The sequence below is a fragment of the Methylosinus sp. Sm6 genome, from assembly GCF_019802345.1.
GTDB lineage: Bacteria > Pseudomonadota > Alphaproteobacteria > Rhizobiales > Beijerinckiaceae > Methylosinus.
Genome location: NZ_JAINDZ010000001.1, coordinates 22794 through 40837 on the forward strand (window position 1 = coordinate 22794; position 18044 = coordinate 40837).

Sequence of the window (18044 nt, forward strand, 5' to 3'; positions counted from 1 at the left end):
GCGACAAGTCTTCCGTTTCGTGGGCCGTTGCTTTGTCGGTGTGCATGCGCTCGAGCGGTTCGCGGCCGATATGTCCGTCGCGGGACATTTTGCGTTGGTCTCCGCCGCCTGCATCGCGCCGACCTCATGTTTCGTGGCGAACGCCAGTGCGTTCTCAATCGTGGGCGTCGAAGCCCTCATGATACCGGACCCAGCCTCGAGGCGTTTCAGCCGTGAAAGCCACCGCCATGAAATACTCAGGCGGGACTTCGAGCAGCCGCAGCCCAGGATAGACCCTGAAGCCGAAGCGGCTGTAGTAGTTCGGTTCGCCGAGCAGGACGCATCCTTTCGCGCCCAAAGCTTTCAGCCTTTCGAGGCCAGCCCGGATGAGGGTGGCGCCAATAGCCTGGCCTTGCCGGTGTGGGCGCACGGCGACGGGGCCAAGTCCGTACCAGTCGAGATTCTGGCCGTCGATCGTGACCGGAGAGAAGGCTATGTGGCCGACGAGGTCATCTCTGTTCATGGCAACGAGCGAGATCGTCAGCACATTCGCCGCCCGCAGTGCCTCGACGATGGCCGCCTCGGTTTGGCTGCTGTGGGGAATATCCTTGAAGGCGGCCGAGATAACGGTGCGGATCGCAGCGAAATCCTTCGGTTGTTCATCACGAATGATCATTGTTGATGTCCTCGATGGAATGAGTCTGTGGGGTGGACAGGGGCGAGCGCCAGCCGGCCGGGGCATCGTTTGCCTTGAGCCTTGTCGGTGATCATGTCGAAAGCGCATGCGCGTCCGCGCCGGCATGGTCCCGGATGACGCGGCCGGTTCAGCGGATGTGGGCGGAAACAATCATGAGGTCGCGCATCAAGCGCGCCTGGCAGGATGGGAATGTTGAAGTCCAATTGCCAGGAACCACGTTGAAACCCAACATCTGCGCACGCGGCTTGCGCGGTACAGGGGGCTGGCTCAGCGACACGTCTCATGAGATCGAGACGGTCAGCGGGTTCCCACAATCTGCAACATGCATCCATCCAAGGTGCGACAGGGCGATTCGCTCCTGCCGCCCCAAATATGGTCGAGAGAGTCGTTGCCGGTCAATGGCAGGCGGAACAAACTCAGCTTGCGGTGGCACGCCGCAGTTCGACAAGCCCGAGACCAGCGAGCACAACTCCTGAGACACGATCGATCCAGGCGCGGGCCGTCTGACCGACCACGTGCCTGAGCGCGCTGATCAGTACAACGACAGCGCACCACCACAGCAGGGAGCCCAGAAAGACTCCCACGACCGTGACCAGTGCTCCGGCGGGATCGAGGCCCCCCGTCGGCGCCAACGCCGTGAAGACAGCGGCGAACATGACGATGGTCGGCGGGTTGGTGAGCGTCAGCAGGATAGACATTGTAAAGCTTCGCCACCATCCGCGAGCCGCGGAGAGTCTTTCCTCTTCGCTGGGCGTCATCCCAGATGCGAAGGTCTTGAGCCCGAGATAGATCAGGAAGAGGCCAGCCGCCATGTGAAGGGGCTTCTGGTGCGCCAGCATGAAGGAAGAGAGGCCTGCAAGACCCAGCGCCGCTACGGTGCCATAAATCGCATCACCGATGGCGATTCCGCCGCCTATCGCGAACCCGTGACGCCATCCACGCGTAAGCGTCGTACGCATGCACAGAAGGCTCATGGGGCCGACGGGTGCGGCAACGGCGACGCCGATGCCAATTGATTTCGCGAGAAGAGATGTGTCGATCATTTCCAGACTCCAGATAAGAAAAACCCCGCTGACGAGTGTCGGCGGGGCCCATGGCGCTTCGAGGTTTGTCGAGATCTAGCGAGGCAGTTGAGATCTATCTGCTATCGCGCTCGTCCAGCCATCAAGCCGCACACAGGCCGCCGCCGTTTGGCGGGCCTGTTGTGGATTGAGCTGATTAAGCAGGTTGATCATCGCACCGTGAAGCTTCTGATAAATCAGTATACTGGTCAAGCCTGACTTCAAGCGGCTGCACTGGGACGGCTCCGGCCTTCAACGAGTTCACGCTGCGCACGTCCATCACGCCGCCTCCCGCTCATCATCGGCGATGCCGAAGCGGTCGGCGTCCGGCAGGAAGCTGAGCAGCCAATCGGCCGCCTTGCTGGCCTGGGAGGCGGCGCGCACGATGGCGCGGTTGTCCTCGCGCAGCACCTCCAGCCAGGAGCCGATGTAATCGGCGTGGCGGACGGTTGGCAGAATGCCGAGCGAGGCGCAGCAGAAGGCCGCGCTGATCTCCGCGACCAGCTCCTCGAAGGCGTATTTCTTCGAGCCGAACGAGCCCGAGAGATCGCGGCCGAGACGGGATGCATGTCCAGTGGCGTGGCTGAGCTCATGCAGGGCAGTCCGGTGCCAGTTGATGGCTTCGAAATACGCCTGGGGCGGCGGCACCTGCACATAGTCGGCGGACGGCATGTAGAAGGCGCGATTGCCGCCGATGCGGAAGTCGATTCCCGTGGCCTTAATCAGAGCCTCGACGCGCGGCTCAATCAGGCCGGGCTCGGGCGCAGGCGGTGCGACGGCAAGACCGTCGGGCAGATCCTCGCACTGCGCGACGTTGAACACGGTGAAGCGTTTGAGGAACGGGATTGCCTGCGCTTCCTCGCCGGTCTCCTGCGCGCGTCGTTTCTCCTCGTCGGGGATGAAGCGATCCGCGTAGACCACAGTGGTGCCGCGCTCGCCCTTGCGAACATGGCCGCCGATCGACAGCGCTTGGCGAAAGGTCAACCAACTCTGCGCGGGAAAGCCATGTTCGATTACAGCGCCCCAGAGGATCAGCACGTTGATCCCGGAATACTGCCGGCCGGTCGCCGCATTGGCCGGCATGGCGAGCGGCGCCTTGGCGGCGGCCGTTCCCCACGGCTGGACCCAGGGCACGCGCCCCGCCTCCAGCTCGGCGATGATCTTGTCGGTGATGTCGTCGTAAAGGCTGGTCCGGTCGGCGCCGGCGCGACCGTTGGTGTCATGTCTGGACATCGCGATTCTCCGCGACGGGCGCCGGAGGCCTCTCCTCCAGACCTCAACCCGTCACGGCAAACCCGGTCCGCACTCTCACTCTATAGGGGGCGTTGCGGGGTCTCCCCGCAGAAGGGGTCGGCCGAGACCTTGGCTCGGCCGCAGGGGAAGGCCTTCCCCTCAGACTTCCGTATTCGGGGCCTATGTCGAGGCCACGGGTTTAATGACGCGCAGGGGTAGCTTTGTTTTGGAAAATGCGTTGGAAGGGGCACTTTATGCCCTCTGCGGCGCATTTTTTTCGACCGACAGGGCGGTCACCGGCTTTCGTCCTCAGAGAAGGATTTGTTGACAAATATGCGTCATAATGGCTATTTAATGCCCACTTTGACGCAGAATCGCAGACTCACTATGCAGCCTCGCCAGCACAAAACGGCCAGCTTCCTGTCGGCTCATCCGGTCTTCACCCGGGCGGAGTTTGCCGCGGCTTTTGGCCATCCTACGGGCGGGGCCAATGTTACGAGCCTTTTGCGGCATCATCTGCGGGCCGGCAACATCAAGCGCGTCAGTCGCGAGGTGTTTGCCGCAGTGCCCGCCCATCTGCCGGCGGAGCGGATGGTGATCGACCGCTTCGCCGCGGCGAGCAAGCTGCGTCTCGATGGCGTCTTGGGGTTTCACTCCGCCCTTGAGCTGCATGGCATAGCCTATTCCGAGTTCAACGAAGTCCAGCTCGTTAGCGCCGGGCGAACCGAACGCGTGGATCTGCCGTTTGGCGCTTGCCGCTTCGTCACGCCGCCGAAGGCGTTGGCCGCGGCCGGCAAGCCCGACTACCTGACCATGACCATGGATCGACAGGGGGTGACGGTCCGCGTGACCGCGGTCGAACGCACGGTCGTGGACGTCTTGCACCGGCCGGAACTCGCCGGCGGCGCCGAGGAAGTCCTGAGGTCGCTGGACTTGGTGCGCTATCTCGATCCGGCGAAGGTTGCCGACTATGTCGAACTGCTGGACAACCGCTCGCTCGCCTCCGTTTCCGGCTGGTGGCTCGAGAGGCGGCGCGGCGCGCTCGGCGTCGCCGACGACGTCCTGGCGCGCCTGCGAGCACGGCTTCCGCGATCGAAACACTATGCGCTGGGCGCTGAACCTGGTCATGCCGTGTTCGTCGAGCCGTGGCGCGTGCTTCTTCCGGCGCAGGCGGTCGACGCCGCCTTTGAAGGCGTCTGATGGCCGCATCGCGAGAAACACTTCAGGGCATCGCGGCCGAGCGGCAGCTTCAGCCTGCGACACTGGAGCGGGTGATCCGGCTGATCGACATTCTCGATGCGTTTGGCGCAGACACGCTGATCGGGCCACGGATCGCCTTGAAGGGCGGCACGGCGCTCAACGTCTTCCATTCCGATCTGGACCGCCTCTCGGTCGATATCGACGTCAACTATGTCGGCGCGATCGAGAAAGAGCAGATGGATGTCGATCGGCCGGGACTGGAGGACCGGATCGAGCGGCTGATGGAATCAAAGGGCTATGCCGCGCGGCGCGAGCCGTCCGAACACGCCGGCGGCAAATGGATCTACCGTTATGCCTCCGCGCTCGGTGGAGCGGGAACCATCGAGATCGATATCAACTATCTCTACCGCGGTCCTCTCTACGGTGTGGATCGCATGTCCTCAGCGACAATCGGATCCTACCGAGCCACGAACGTGCCGGTTCTCGACATCCATGAGATCGTCGCCGGCAAGATGGTCGCGCTCGTCACGCGACGTACGGCGCGTGATCTGTTCGATGCGCACCGGATCGTCGCCATGCCGGGGCTTGACTGGGCGAAGATTAAGGCGGCCACCTTGATGATCGGCGCGAGCGCCAGGAGCTTCGACTGGCGCACGGCCTCACCAGACGAGATCGGATGCGAGGTCGGCGACATCACCGGCAAGCTGACCATGTGCCTGCACGATCGGTATTTCGATGCCTTTGGCGGCCCCGCGGCCTGGATCGAGAGCGTCACGGCCGAATGCCGGGAGAAGCTCGCGCCGCTGTTTCAGTTGACGGCCGGAGAGAGGGCGTTTCTGGACGGCGTGCTTGATCGGGGTGAGATCGATGCGTCCGCTCTGGAGGTGCCGGAAAACGTGCGCACCTCGATAGAAGCCAGTCCGGCCCTGCGATGGAAAGCACAGAATGTCAGAGCCTGGAAAGCCGGCGACAAGTCGCTGGTGCCACGCACGAAACGGGCACCGCGGCGCGAGAGGCAGAAATCATGATCGGTGTTCAATGAATCCGCTCCAGAAAGCTGACCGCATTGGATGGGAATCACCTTGCCTCGTTGCTGGTGTTAATCAAGTTCGTGCAAACGGGGAACAAGGCGCGGCCACTGCGCTCGCGCTGTTCCTGACCAAAGCGCGGCCTAGCTTTCTGCGGACGGCAGCTAAGCTGGGCGAGCTTGTTTGTAGCCTTGCCGCTACAATGCACTCAAAACGCGAATCGAGGGAGGGAAGGATATGAATGCGTGGGTCCGTGTAGTGGCGCGAATTCCTGGCCCCACACAAAAGAGTTCTGTCTTGTGACGATCAGAGCGATCTCGCTTTTTTGCGGCGCAGGCGGATTCTGCGAGGGAGCGCGGCTGGCCGGCTGGCAGGTGGTGTCGGCCGTGGAGTCCGATCCGCAGGCCTGCAGGACGCACGCGGCAAACTTCCCGGAAGTCCAGCTGCACGAGGGAGATATTGGCGGTTTCCTGAAGGGGCGAGGCCGCGCGCTCCCTGAGCAGCCGATCGACATCGTTTATGGCGGGCCGCCCTGCCAGGGCTTTAGCCAGATCGGCCCCCGCGACCTCTCGGACCCGCGCAATGCACTCTATAAGGAATTTGTCCGCATATGTCGGACGGTAAAGGCGCGCGCCTTCGTGATGGAGAACGTGCCGAACATGGTCGCGATGAAGAACGGCCATTTCAAATCGAAGATTCTCTCGGCGTTTGCCTCCGCAGGCTATCGCCGGACAGCAATTGTTCCCGTCCTCGCATCCGACTTCGGCGTGCCGCAGGACCGCCGCCGCGTCTTCATATTCGGACTGAGAGATGACCAGGAATTCGAGGGGGACATCGCCGAAGCGGCAGCGGCGCTGCTAAACGGCCAGAAGGCGGGTGCGGTTGTAACAGTGCGCGAAGCGCTCTCGGACCTCCCGCAAAAAGTCTCCGCCGATGACGGCCCGCTCCCATATCCGCGCAAGCCGCGGAATGGCTATTCCGCCTATCAGAAGCTGATGAGGCTGGATTGCGACCAGCCGCTGCTCTCTGCGCAGCAGAAGCGCCGCCGGCTGGAGACGGACGAGCTGTTCAACCATCACACGAAGGGAATCCAGGAGCGGCGCAAGGCCATTCTTGCTGCGCTCAAGCCCGGCGCGAGAGGCGATTCCCTGCCTAAGGAACTCTGGAACGGCACGAGAGGCCATAAATGGCGCCGGCTCGATCCTGACAAGCCGTCCTACACCATCCTCGCGCAAATGCACCGCGACCTGTCCGAGTGGATTCACCCGAGCTACGACCGCTGGATCACCGTCCGCGAAGCCGCCCGGCTCCAGTCTTTTCATGACGGCTTCATATTTCATGGAAGCGAGTGGCAGCAGCTCAAGCAGGTGGGGAACGCTGTCCCTCCGTTGCTGGGCCTGGCTGTCGCGAGAGTAGCGGAAGGCCTTCTGGCGACGAGCCGCGCGCCGGCGAGCGGATAACCATCAGCCATGGCGGAGGGGCTCATTCTTCTGATCGTTGGGGCGGCAGCGGCTGTAGGCGGTCCAGCACTCGCGATCTGGCTGTGGGTGCGGCGCGGCCGCCCGGCGGCGCCGGCGCGAGATCATCATGGCTCGGGCGATCCCGCAGAGGCGCGCTTCGGCGCGCCGGCCGAGAGTCCTGGCGATGCTGCCGCGCTCGCCCCGGCAGACGCGAATCTGCCTCCCGACGGCCCGTCGGCGGATCACGACGAAAAATCTATCCCCGATGGGCATTCGGATGTCGCGAGATCAGCTCCCGGCGCGGTCCGCGCACTGGACGCCGTCGTGCCGGATATGCTCGCCGACGTCGTCGTGGAGATGGATAGCGAATCGGGCGGTGAGCACGACCCGGAGATTCTCGCGGCACCGGTGAGTTCGGGGCCGGCGCCCGTTGCGGACGATGGAGCTATCGCGGCGCCTCTCGCGGCGGCAGCGCTCGCTTTCCCGTCGGCGGACGTGACGGCCAAGGAGCTGTTCGCCGATCCAAGCCCCACATTGCGTGACGCTGTGGCACCGCCGCCCGGCCCGCAAGAGAGTGCGCCACCGGCTGAGCTCGCCGGTATCGTCGTGGAGACGGACAGAGATTCGTGTGGTGAACACGACCCGGAAAATCCGCCTGCAGGGGCGAACGCCGAGCCGGCGCCCGTTGCGGAAGATAGAGGTCACGCGGCGCCACAGCGCGAGGCGGCGGCGTTTGCGGTCCAGCCCGCGGACGTGACGGCCATGGAGCTGTCCGCCGATCCCGGCCCCGACTTGGCAGACATTTCCGCGCCGCCGGTGGCCGGCCCGCAGGACGGTGCGCTGGGTGAAGCGGAGCATGAGGCTCTGGCTCCGTGCTCGACAGAGGAAGCCCGGCCGCAGGAACCCGCTCCTGACGACGAACCTCCGGAACCGGAGGCATGCAGCGGGTTCGCGCGCGAAGGCTGCGACACGATCGAAGAGGATGAAAGGACCGAGGGCGCGGGGTGCGCGGCTGCGGAGAGCGAACTGAATGCTGACGCGTCCGTGGTTTTGGCAGATCCGCCGAAGGACGATCTGGGGCTGGGGCCGCAGGCGGAGCCGGAACCGGAGCCGACGGTTGCCGATCTTCTCACGGATTCGACTTCCGAAGAGGAAGCTGGCGACGCCGCGAGGGCGGACGCGCCTGTGCGGACGCGGCAGCGCCGTTCGAACTCCGCTCAGCATCGGGATCGCCGCGGACAGCGAAGAGCACTTGCGCCGCAAGCGGCGCCGGGCTCGGAGCGGGCAGCGGCGGCCGAAGCTGCCCTTCGCACCCCGGCGGAGGCGAAGCTGCGGCTGATGCTTCATCCGATACGCCGCACGGCGACACTTTCCGCGGTTCTCGCCCGTCCTGCCAGCTACCCTGGCCGCATTACGCTTCTGCTCGGTGAAGGCGCAGAGGTTGGCGCCTACAGCGAGGACCGGTACGACGACGTCGACATCGAGTGGACGGCGGACCTGCTCTCGGGAGAGATCCGGCTCGATTGCGAAGAGGGCTATCAATGGCTTCGCAGCGGCCGGCGGATTCACATCTTCGGCGAGGTGGCCGACGAACCGGGGATTATCTCGGTCGGGTCTGCGGGCCTGCTGTCGCCAAGCACCATCATCTGCCGGTCCGAAGATGCCGCCGCGGTCCACGCAGCGGCGGAGGCATGCGGGTCGCCGGCGCTCGTGTCGTATGACCACTGGAGCGGGATTCCGGATGGCTGGATGGTGCTCTCGGGCTACCGGCCGGCCCACGCAGCGGCGTCCGGGCTCGCAACAGGTCTGACGGTCCTGGATCCTGGTGTCGGATCGGAGATTCGGCTGTCGGGAGGCCTGCGTATTCGCTCAGCGTCGTTTGCGGAGGGAGACCCGCCGAGAATCGAGATCGCGCCGTTCCCAGCGGGGGCGACCGTTACGATCGATGGACACCCGGCCGAGCAGGGCGAGGATGGCGCCTGGACCGCCGATGGGTGGGAGAGGCCGGGCGATCATCTTATCGATGTCGTGCCCGGACCCTCGGCGGCCTACCGGATCATCGAGGACCCTTGGACGAGGGACGGCTGGGAGGCCTGGGACGCGCACCCGGAGCGCTTCGGCGCTTCGGCGCGTGCGCCATGGGCCGTCGCCCAGGTCTGCGGCGCCGGGGTGTCAGGCCCCGGCGGAGAATATGTCGTGGCGGCCGAAGCGATGCTGTCCGTTGTCTGCCTTGGGCTTCGACGCGGCGCCGTCGCGCTCCGGGGACGGCCAGATGCGCCAGTCGCGGTGGGTCTGCTCGGAGAGCCCCCAGCATTCCTCATCTCCGCATCGGGACAGCGGCGGAGGCAGGGCCGGATTGCATGGCTCAGTCCACTACCGGCTGCGTCAGGCACGCGCGCGATCGATCCGCTATGGGTCGCCGAGGTGCGAAGCGCCTCCGCGAGAAGGCTTCCGCTCGATGGCGGCGGTGCGCCGGCTGAGGACGCATGGCGAAAGGCGCGAGAGCGGGCGCGCCGCCTCAAGAGGCCGCGCTCATGACCGACCGGGCCTTAGAATGGATGTCGTACCGCCGGTCGGGAAAAATCGGCGATCTGCCTGGCGAGCTGATCGGCACGGCGAGCGAACGCCGTTTCATCGACGACGCGGTGATGCTTGGGCATGCCGAGTGGACCGCGCCCTATGCCTGGCAGATCGCGCCGCCGGTGCTTGCCGGCCTGCCAAGGGATGGCGGGATTGCGGCGGTCCTTTGCGGCGCGCGGACGCCGAAGCTTCTTGCCTGCCTCGCGGCGGCCTGCAGCGCTGCCGGAACGCACCTTAGCGCAGAAGAGCACGGCGTCCGGCCGGCAACGGTGACGGTGGTGGCCGAGTCTCCGGAGCTACTGGCAGACACTGCCGTCCGAGCGGGGATCCAGCTCCAAACCGAGGCCGCCATCCGGATTCTGGCCTGCACGCCGTCAGTCCGCCAGTGGCCGCGCACGCCGTGCCCCATGGTGCAGGGGCGTGTCGAAACCGTCCGCCGCTTCTCCAGGTCTAAGATGCACTGGGTGTCGTCCACATTGGCGGAAGCAGCTGCCGCAAGCGCGGGCTTCTTCCGCATCCAGCGCGACTGGGACTGGGTAAGCCTGATCAAGAGCAGCCCACAGGATGCCGCTCTGATCGACGACCGTGCCGGACGCATGGCCGCTGCGGCGAAGTGCAAGGTGGTGCGATGGACAGCCGATAGCGGGACGCTGTCGCTCCCGGCGCAGCTCTATCCGCCGGGCATCATGGCGCGCGGCATGGCTCTGTGCAGTGGCGGGCTTCCGCGCTTCGATCGGGAAACTAGGCAGATTGCATTTGCTGGCGTCCGGCCAGAACACCTGAGACTGTTTCTCGCGCTCACGGGGCTGAGACTGATATGACCAATCCTATCCATACGTTCGACAGCCTGAAGAGCGCTTATCTCCGGTATTTCGACAGCCCGTTCGATCTGCGCTTCGAGGACTTGGTTCAGGCGCGCCGCCGTCTCCTCGACCGCGACGGCGTCCTGTATCGCGAGCCGCTGATCGAACCTCAGCCCGGCTACGTACTGAGCGGACATGATGTTCGTGCTGCGACCGCCAGCGTCCTTGGAGGAGTCGCGGGCTGGACACAGCAGCATATCGACGATCTCGCGGGCGTTGCCGAGGAGGGGCTCTTTCTTCCGCGGGGCAGCGCGCCGATCGAGCTTTACCTGCACCAGGAGGCGATGCTCCGTTCGAGCGTCGCCGATCAGTCGGATACCGTGATCCTGACCGGCACCGGCTCGGGCAAGACGGAGTCGATCTACCTTCCTGTCCTCGCCGCGATTGTCCGCGAGTCTGCTGGCTGGCCTGCCATTGCTCCCGCTCCGCGCAACGACTGGTGGTCGATGCCGCCACCGGCCGGCTCTCCTGCAAATCGTGTTTATCATCCGCGGATCTCGCAGCGGGCGCATGAGATGGGGAGCCGGCCGCCGGCGATCCGTGCGCTTGTTCTCTATCCGCTGAACGCGCTCGCCGAAGATCAGATGTCACGGCTCCGCCAGGCGCTTGATAGCGACCGGGTGCGCGCGTGGCTCGGCGCCAACCGCCCGGGGCACCGGTTTTGGTTTGGACGCTATACCGGCTGGACGCCAATCTCCGGAAGTCCGCAGCGGGACAACGCAGAAGCGGAACTGAGAACGGAGCTGCGCCGGCAGAGTTCGCTCGCCCAGCGCGTTGCCGGCACCGACGCACAGCGCTTCTTTCCCCGCTTTGACGGCGGCGAGATGTGGAGCCGGTGGGACATGCAGGATGCTCCGCCCGACATCCTGATCACCAACTACAGCATGCTGAACATCATGCTGATGCGCGATATCGAGGACCAAATATTCGCTGCGACGCGGCGCTGGCTTGAAGATCCCGCCAACGTGTTTCACCTCGTCGTCGACGAGCTCCACACCTACCGGGGCACACCCGGAACTGAGGTGGGATACATCCTCCGGGTTCTGTACGAGCGGCTTGGGCTGAACCCCGACCACCCGCAGCTCCGGATCCTCGCGTCGAGCGCCTCGCTCGGCGATGACGACGCCCGCGCCCAGGACTATCTGCGCCAATTCTTCGGGCGCTCGCGGCCCTTCACGCTCATTCGCGGTGGCGCTGAAGCCCTAGCCCCGGGTTCCGCGCACCGCCTCTCGGCGCTGGCCGGGCCTATCGAGCAGCTTGGAACCAGCATAGTATCGGCGTCCGAGGCGGACGTGGCGAATGCGGTTGCGGCCTTTGCGGCCACCGCGTCGCTGAGCCCGCCGGATGCGGCTCTTTCCGCGGGCCAGCAGCTCGGCGCGGCGCTGATCGAGGCAGGCGCTCCGGAGGCTATTCGGGCGGCCTGCAATGACGGGACCGATGCGAGCCCGACGGTCGTTCCGCAAACGATCGAGGCTCTGGCCGGATCGCTGTTTCCCGGAGAGCCAGGAGACCGCGCTGCGAGCGCTGCAGCCGCGCTCATCATGTCCCTGTCTGCGGCCGAGTCGGCTGCAGGCACGCCCCTTTTGCCGGCGCGTGTCCATCTGTTCTTCCGGAATGTTCAGGGCGTGTGGGCCTGCACCAACCCTGCGTGCAGCGGCGCGCATTGGAATGAGGCCAACATTCCGGTGGGCCGCCTGTTCGACCGTCCGACGACGACGTGCGGATGCGGCTCGCGCGTGCTGGAGATGCTCTATTGCGAGCCGTGCGGCGACATATTCCTTGGCGGATACCGGCGCTCTCTGGGGCAGAACAGCTGGTCCCTGGTGCCCGACGATCCCAACATCGAAAAGGCGCCTGACCACTCAGCGAACGACAGAACCTACGACAACTATGCCGTCTACTGGCCCGCACAGCTCGCCGACGGCACGCTTCGCCAGCCGCAGCGGGACACATGGACCCAGGAAGGGGTGCAGCGAAAATGGAGAATGGCGCGGTACGACCATCGTACAGGCGAACTTGAGATCGCTCGCCGCAGCGCCGACGCCACGGGATGGATCTATCACGTCGCTGCCTTGCATCAGAACCCGGTGCCTCCTCGCGCGCTTGTTCCGAGCGCGCGCAACGAACGGCCGTCGGTCTGTCCGCATTGCGAGGCCGACTGGAGCCGGATGACCAGCTCCGCGCCGATCCGCACCCAGCGCACAGGCTTTCAAAAGGTCGCGCAGGTGCTTTCGGATTCGCTCCTGCGGGAGATTGCGCCTCCGGAGGTGCAGGCGGGACGTCCGGTCGAGGACCCGCGCCGCAAGCTGGTTCTCTTTTCGGACAGCCGGCAGGACGCGGCGAAACTCGCGGTCGGCGTTGCCAAGTCGCATTGGCTTGACGCTATTCGCCAGGCGCTCGTCGGCGGCATGGAGGATAGCACCAGGGCGGCGATTGCGTTCGAGCTCCAGGTGCAGGGAAGCATCTTGAGTCCGGAGGATGCCGCGCTTGCCAGCGTGTTTGCAATCGGCCGGCAGCGGGAAGCAAACGCCATCCTCGCCTCGCGCATTCCCGCCATGGCCGCGATGCCGTCGGCGATTGGGGGGCTGACAATGCAGCAGCTCGCCGACCGGACTCTTGCGCATGCGCGGGCCGGGCTCTCGAAGGCAACGGATCTCGAGGAAGATGCGGCCCGGCGCCTGCTGATGACCGGCATGAATCCGGGCGGTGTGGACCGCAGCGTCATGTGGACGAATCTCGATGATCAGCGCGGCGAGTGGCAGCGGCTCTTCGACTGGGCGGTAGTGCCGCCGGTGTACCGTGCGGGCCTCAGCGGCGAGGAGAACGACCATCGCACGCGCATTCAGACTGCCGCGCGCGAGGCGGTCGCCGAATCCCTGTTCTCCGGCGGCCGGCGAGACCTTGAATCGCTGAAGCTGGGCTGCGTCACCACCGACCGCCTGAGCTATGCGGCGGCGGCCCCCGTCTATCAGGAAGCTGCCGATAGCTGCATCAGGATGCTTGGCAAGCGGCGGCGGATCGATACCCATCGTGCGACGGGGGACGATAATCAGCTCCCGAGGTATGCTCGGGACTATCTTGAAGCGGTGGCGAACGCCAACGGAATCACACCGGCTGACTTCGTACAGGATGTCACCGCGCGTCTGACGCGCGCCGGAGTGTTCAACCTGGGCATTCTTCTGTTCGGCGGGCTGTTTGTCGCCGATCCCACGGCAACCTATTTTCAGTGCACTCGGTGCTCGCGAGTTCACCTCCACCGCAGTGGCGGCATCTGCAGCGGCTGCCTCACGCCGCTCGGTCCATCGCGCGTTGCCGGGGTCGACGATGCGGGGCAGGAGATCGATTACTACCGCTGGCTCGCCGTCGATGCTGGACCGATCTTCCGCCTGAACTGCGCCGAGATGACGGGTCAGACGGACAAGGTGCTCGCGCGCGACCGCCAGCGCCTGTTCCAGAACATTCCGGTCGGCGACGAGGTCGCTCTCACCGACAACATCGATCTGCTGAGCGTCACCACGACGATGGAAGCGGGCGTCGACATCGGGTCCCTGCTCGCTGTCATGATGGCCAACATGCCTCCGATGCGCTTCAACTATCAGCAGCGGGTCGGCCGCGCTGGCCGCCGCGGCGCGGCGCTGTCTCTCGCGCTCACGCTCTGCCGCGGCCGCAGCCACGACGACTATTATTTCCAGCGGCCCGAGCGCATCACTGCCGATCCCCCGCCACCGCCATACGTCGACACCAACCGGCTGCAGATTCTCCGCCGCGTCCTTGCCAAGGAGGTGCTCCGTCGCGCGTTTTCGGAGCTCGGCCTATTCGCTGGCACCGCCGGCGACAGCGTGCATGGCGAATTCGGCACTGCCACCGCCTGGAACCTGCCGCCGGACAATCTGCCTGCCGGCTATGCGGCCGGAGATGTCGCCAGCGTGGTTTCGCAATGGATCGGCCGCAATCAGCCTCTCGTCGAAGACATCTGCGATGCTCTGCTCGTGCAGACGCGGCTGGCCGCGACGGCGACCAGCCGGACTGATGCTGTCGCCTGGATTACGAACAATCTGGTCGGGGAAGTCACGGGCGCCGCGCGGGACCAGGCCCTGGTGCAGGAAGGCCTAAGCGAGCGGCTCGCCAACAAGGGCATCCTGCCGATGTTCGGCTTCCCGACGCGGGCGCGGCTGCTTTACCACAAGCAGCCGCAGAACTGGCCGCCCCGCCAGACCGTGGACCGGGATCTCGAGCTGGCGGTCAGCATGTTTGCGCCCGGTGCGGAGACTGTGAAGGAGCGGACGATCCACACGGCAATCGGTGTCGGCCACTATATTCGCCAGGGCCCGCTTGCTGTCCAAGATCCGAATCCCTTGGGTCCGCCGGTCGTCGTCGGGCTGTGCGGCAACTGCCAGCACGTCGAGACTGCAAATCCGAACAGTCCTGCCTGTCCGGTCTGTGGAGTGCCAGCAGGTACTGGCGATCGGGACTATCAGGTCATGGATCTTCGGCAGCCAAAGGGCTTCGTGAGCTATTATACGAAGGCCAGGGACTATGACGGCGTTTTCGACTTCGTGCCGCGCGCCGCGCGGCCAAAGGTCGGCCGCCCACCCTTCGGCATCGGCGTTCACCGCAACTTCGACATCGGCGCCGGCCAGGGCCGGCTTCACGTCATCAACGACAATGCCGGCCGCCTCTTCCACCTGTCGCAGGAGTCGTGGGCCCGCGGGGCGATGGTCGACGTAGGCGCAGCCAACGCAGCCGAAGAAAAGCATGCGGCATCGGTCGGCCGGCGGCCCGGTACACCCATGGTCGCGGCGAGTCCCGTGGTGACCTGCGCGCTTGCGGCGATCAGCGAGACAGACATGATGCTGCTCGGCGTGCGTGATTACGGGCCCGGGCGGGCCGCAGATCCTCGCGCTCCGGCGGGACGGTCGGCGCTGTATTCGCTGGCCTTCATGATGAGGCGCGCCGCTGCTGTCTACCTCGACATTCAGGACTATGAACTGAAGGCGGGCATCAGGAGCCAGGAAGATCCCGCCTTGGGATCGGTCGTCGGCCAGATATTCCTGTGCGACACGCTCGAGAACGGCGCCGGCTATGCGACCCATCTCGGCGAGCCGGCGATTAGCGAGCAGCTCCTTCAGATGATCGTCCAGAACTCGCACTGGCAGTTCCACGACCGGCTTGTCGACCAGGCGCATGCGGGCGCCTGCGACACGTCCTGTCCGGACTGCCTGCGAAGCTACAGCAATCTCGCCTATCACAACCTTCTCGACTGGCGGCTTGCGATCGACATGGCCAATCTCGCGCTCGACGCAAACAGCGCGATATCACTCTCATCGCCCCTGTGGGCCCGCGTTGCCGATCTCGCGGCGGCAACACTCGAGGCGGCCCGGCCGGGGTTTAGCCGCACGACCTTCGGCGGCCTTCCCGGGCTGACCAACGGACGGGAAGCGATCATCGTAACCCATCCGCTTTGGCTGACGGATCGTGCCGGGGCCGGCCCCGAGATTGCGGCGGCCTGGGATGACGCCGAACGCGCCCGCGGCCTGCGGGTCGATCCCGCATGGAGCTTCATCTCGGTCTTCGAAGCTTTGCGACGGCCCGCGTAGATGGACGCCCGGCGTCCCATTGTGCTGACGCCGGCGGCGCGAACCAGCCCGACGCTCTGGTCGCACATGCGCCTCTGTTCTCTCAGGGCGGCTCTCAGCAGCAACCCGGATGCGGATAGCTGGGTTCTTCACAGTCCGCGCGCATGGCTGGGCACAGCCTTTCACCGACTCATGGCAGGGGCGCCCGCAGATTCCAGCGAAGCGGCGAGTCTTTGGGATGGCGCCATCGCGGAGATTCTTGCTGAAGCATCGCGTCACCGTCTGGATGCGCGCTTCGCCAATCCCGAGCGGTGGCCCGGCTACTATCTTGTCCGCCAGCGTGCGATTGCGTCGGCGGTCGAGAAAGGCGGCCGCCGTTCTGGCGCGCGGCCGCGGGGTTCGCAGGGCGGTCCGCCGCGAGCTGGCGGAAGCGAACGCCTTCTCACGGCGCGCTCGGGACGGCTCGCCGGCCGGCCCGATCAGTTCGACAGCACCGCCGTCACCGAATACAAGTCGTCGCTGCCGGACCCGGTTCGGGCCGAGGCCGCCAGCATTGTCGATGGGTACTGGCGACAGCTTCGGCTCTATTCCGTTCTGATTGGCGAGATGGGCAGCTGGCCCGCGACCGCGCGGATCGTGGCAGCATCGGGCCAGGTGCTTGAGGAGCCCGTCAACAGGCTGGCATGCGAGGCTGAGGCCGACGCGGCTATTTCCGGGCTCGATGCGATGAACCGGGCGCTCTCGACGGGATGCGATAGCGCGGCTCTGGCCAGTCCGGGCAAGGTGGCGTGCGGGCAGTGCGCCTACCTGGCGATCTGCCCGGCGTTCTGGTCATGGTGCGAAGCGAACCCATGGCCCGAGCTTCTCGAGCCAGCGGCGCGCGGAACGCTTCTATCGGTTGATCCCGGGATGGATGGCGATCTGTACGCGGTGAACGTGCGCCTGACAGGCCGCTACGGCACAGGTGGCGACCAGTCGCTGGCGCTGAGGAAGTCGGTGCATGGCGACCTTACGGGCCTCCCCAGTGGGAGCGCGCTCAGGATCGTGTATGCGAACCTCCGGCCTGATGGGCGGCTGCGAGCTGAACCGCGCCGGGATCGCCGGAGGCCATTTCGTCCGAGTCACGCCGCGATGGCGGCCTCCTCGAGTTGCGCATAGTAGCGCGCTTCGGCTTCGGCCGGCGGAATGTTTCCGATCGGCTCCAGCAGTCTGCGATTGTTGAACCAGTCGACCCATTCGAGCGTGGCGAACTCGACCGCCTCGAAGCTTCGCCACGGCCCCTTTCGCCAGATCAGCTCGGCCTTGTAGAGTCCGTTGATCGTCTCGGCGAGCGCGTTGTCGTAGCTGTCGCCGACGCTGCCGACCGATGGCTCGACGCCGGCCTCGGCGAGGCGCTCTGTGTATTTTATAGAGACGTATTGAACGCCGCGGTCGCTATGATGGACGAGGCCGCCGCCATGAACCGGCCGACGATCATGCAGCGCCTGCTCGAGCGCGTCGAGCACGAAGCCCGCATGCGCCGTGCGCGAGGCGCGCCAGCCGACGATCCGCCGAGCGAAGGCGTCGATCACGAAAGCCACATAGACGAAGCCTTGCCAAGTCGAGACATAAGTGAAGTCGGACAGCCACAGCGCATTCGGCCGCTCCGCCCGAAATTGCCGGTTCACCTTGTCGAGCGGGCATGGAGACTTGCGGTCGCTCACCGTCGTTTTGACCGGCCTGCCGCGCACGATCCCTTGCAACCCCATATTCCGCATCAGCCGTTCGACCGTGCAGCGCGCGACCTTTTCGCCCTCCCGGTCCAACTGCTTCCACACCTTGCGTGCGCCATAGACCTGGAAGTTCTCGTCGAAGACGCGCCGTATCTCCTTGCGAAGGACCGCGTCCCGGCGCGCCCGGGCCGAGGCTTTCGCAGGGTCGCGTCGGCGCGCCGCATGCGCCCAATAGGTGGAAGGGGCGATCGGCAACAGCTTGCAGATCGGCTCGACCCCGTGCGCCTCCCGATGAGCGTCGATGAAGGCGATCATTGTTTCGAGCGGCGGTCGAGCTCCGCCGCCGCAAAATAAGCCGACGCCTTGCGCAGGATCTCATTGGCCTGCCGTAGCTCGCGGTTCTCCCGTTCCAGCGCCTTGATCCGCTCGCGCTCATCCGTCGTCGCGCCAGGGCGGGCGCCGGAGTCGCGCTCCGCCTAACGGACCCAGTTCCGCAACGTCTCGCCCGTGCAGCCGATCTTCGCCGCGATCGACGCGATCGCCGCCCATTGCGAGGCATGGTCGCCACGGTGCTCCAGCACCATCCGAACCGCCCGGTCCCGAACCTCAGGTGAAAATCTGTTCGATGTCTTCTTCTTCGTATCCATGGCCCCAT

The 18044-nt window shown here is 65.5% G+C and carries 10 protein-coding genes, 1 pseudogene and 1 other annotated feature; of the genes and pseudogenes, 7 read left to right on the forward strand and 4 right to left on the reverse strand.

Going from position 1 to position 18044, the window contains the following annotated elements:
- Window positions 1–154 precede the first annotated feature (154 nt).
- The 3 genes from K3F48_RS00125 to K3F48_RS00135 all read right to left on the reverse strand — a co-directional run bounded on the left by K3F48_RS00125 (window position 155) and on the right by K3F48_RS00135 (window position 2970).
- Window positions 155–655 carry a GNAT family N-acetyltransferase gene (locus tag K3F48_RS00125; RefSeq protein ID WP_222573375.1) on the reverse strand — a complete coding sequence of 167 codons (501 nt, stop codon included), beginning with the start codon at window positions 653–655 and terminating at the stop codon, window positions 155–157.
- Between the two features lie 437 nt (window positions 656–1092).
- Entirely contained in the window at window positions 1093–1719 is a 627-nt protein-coding gene (locus K3F48_RS00130) for a LysE family translocator (protein WP_222573376.1), read from the reverse strand.
- Between the two features lie 297 nt (window positions 1720–2016).
- Window positions 2017–2970 (reverse strand): ArdC family protein, encoded by a 954-nt coding sequence (locus K3F48_RS00135; RefSeq protein WP_222573377.1) that lies wholly within the window; start codon window positions 2968–2970, stop codon window positions 2017–2019.
- A gap of 387 nt (window positions 2971–3357) precedes the next feature.
- On the opposite strand from K3F48_RS00135, the gene K3F48_RS00140 reads away from it, so the two are divergent.
- The 7 genes from K3F48_RS00140 (at window position 3358) to K3F48_RS00170 (ending at window position 16835) form a co-directional block, all read left to right on the forward strand.
- Window positions 3358–4170, forward strand: coding sequence for a type IV toxin-antitoxin system AbiEi family antitoxin (locus tag K3F48_RS00140; RefSeq protein ID WP_222573378.1), 813 nt, complete (start codon window positions 3358–3360; stop codon window positions 4168–4170).
- The gene (locus K3F48_RS00145; protein ID WP_222573379.1) at window positions 4170–5198 is read left to right on the forward strand and encodes a nucleotidyl transferase AbiEii/AbiGii toxin family protein; all 1029 of its coding nucleotides are present in this window, start codon (window positions 4170–4172) and stop codon (window positions 5196–5198) included. Before K3F48_RS00140 ends, K3F48_RS00145 begins: the two co-directional genes overlap by 1 nt.
- 299 nt (window positions 5199–5497) lie before the next feature.
- The gene (locus K3F48_RS00150; protein ID WP_370631324.1) at window positions 5498–6658 is read left to right on the forward strand and encodes a DNA cytosine methyltransferase; all 1161 of its coding nucleotides are present in this window, start codon (window positions 5498–5500) and stop codon (window positions 6656–6658) included.
- A 9-nt stretch (window positions 6659–6667) separates the two neighbouring features.
- Window positions 6668–9196 (forward strand): hypothetical protein, encoded by a 2529-nt coding sequence (locus K3F48_RS00155; RefSeq protein WP_222573380.1) that lies wholly within the window; start codon window positions 6668–6670, stop codon window positions 9194–9196.
- Entirely contained in the window at window positions 9193–10059 is an 867-nt protein-coding gene (locus K3F48_RS00160; RefSeq protein WP_255607780.1) for a hypothetical protein, read from the forward strand. Before K3F48_RS00155 ends, K3F48_RS00160 begins: the two co-directional genes overlap by 4 nt.
- The gene (locus tag K3F48_RS00165; protein ID WP_222573382.1) at window positions 10056–15698 is read left to right on the forward strand and encodes a DEAD/DEAH box helicase; all 5643 of its coding nucleotides are present in this window, start codon (window positions 10056–10058) and stop codon (window positions 15696–15698) included. Before K3F48_RS00160 ends, K3F48_RS00165 begins: the two co-directional genes overlap by 4 nt.
- Complete coding sequence (locus tag K3F48_RS00170; RefSeq protein WP_222573383.1) at window positions 15699–16835, forward strand: PD-(D/E)XK nuclease family protein; 1137 nt, start codon at window positions 15699–15701, stop codon at window positions 16833–16835.
- On the opposite strand, the pseudogene K3F48_RS00175 reads toward K3F48_RS00170, so the two are convergent.
- Window positions 16799–18036, reverse strand: a pseudogene (locus tag K3F48_RS00175) (IS3 family transposase). The gene K3F48_RS00170 and the pseudogene K3F48_RS00175 sit on opposite strands and share 37 nt — an antisense overlap.
- Window positions 17630–17746 (reverse strand) — a sequence feature (AL1L pseudoknot). It overlaps the preceding pseudogene by 117 nt.
- Window positions 18037–18044: the final 8 nt, after the last annotated feature.

Bases quoted from the DNA above. Each gene is read 5' to 3' on its own strand.
- K3F48_RS00145 (WP_222573379.1), top strand. From the start codon at position 4,170: ATGGCCGCATCGCGAGAAACACTTCAGGGCATCGCGGCCGAGCGGCAG.
- K3F48_RS00125 (WP_222573375.1), bottom strand. From the start codon at position 655: ATGATCATTCGTGATGAACAACCGAAGGATTTCGCTGCGATCCGCACC.
- K3F48_RS00160 (WP_255607780.1), top strand. From the start codon at position 9,193: ATGACCGACCGGGCCTTAGAATGGATGTCGTACCGCCGGTCGGGAAAA.
- K3F48_RS00155 (WP_222573380.1), top strand. From the start codon at position 6,668: ATGGCGGAGGGGCTCATTCTTCTGATCGTTGGGGCGGCAGCGGCTGTA.
- K3F48_RS00130 (WP_222573376.1), bottom strand. From the start codon at position 1,719: ATGATCGACACATCTCTTCTCGCGAAATCAATTGGCATCGGCGTCGCC.
- K3F48_RS00135 (WP_222573377.1), bottom strand. From the start codon at position 2,970: ATGTCCAGACATGACACCAACGGTCGCGCCGGCGCCGACCGGACCAGC.
- K3F48_RS00170 (WP_222573383.1), top strand. From the start codon at position 15,699: ATGGACGCCCGGCGTCCCATTGTGCTGACGCCGGCGGCGCGAACCAGC.
- K3F48_RS00165 (WP_222573382.1), top strand. From the start codon at position 10,056: ATGACCAATCCTATCCATACGTTCGACAGCCTGAAGAGCGCTTATCTC.
- K3F48_RS00140 (WP_222573378.1), top strand. From the start codon at position 3,358: ATGCAGCCTCGCCAGCACAAAACGGCCAGCTTCCTGTCGGCTCATCCG.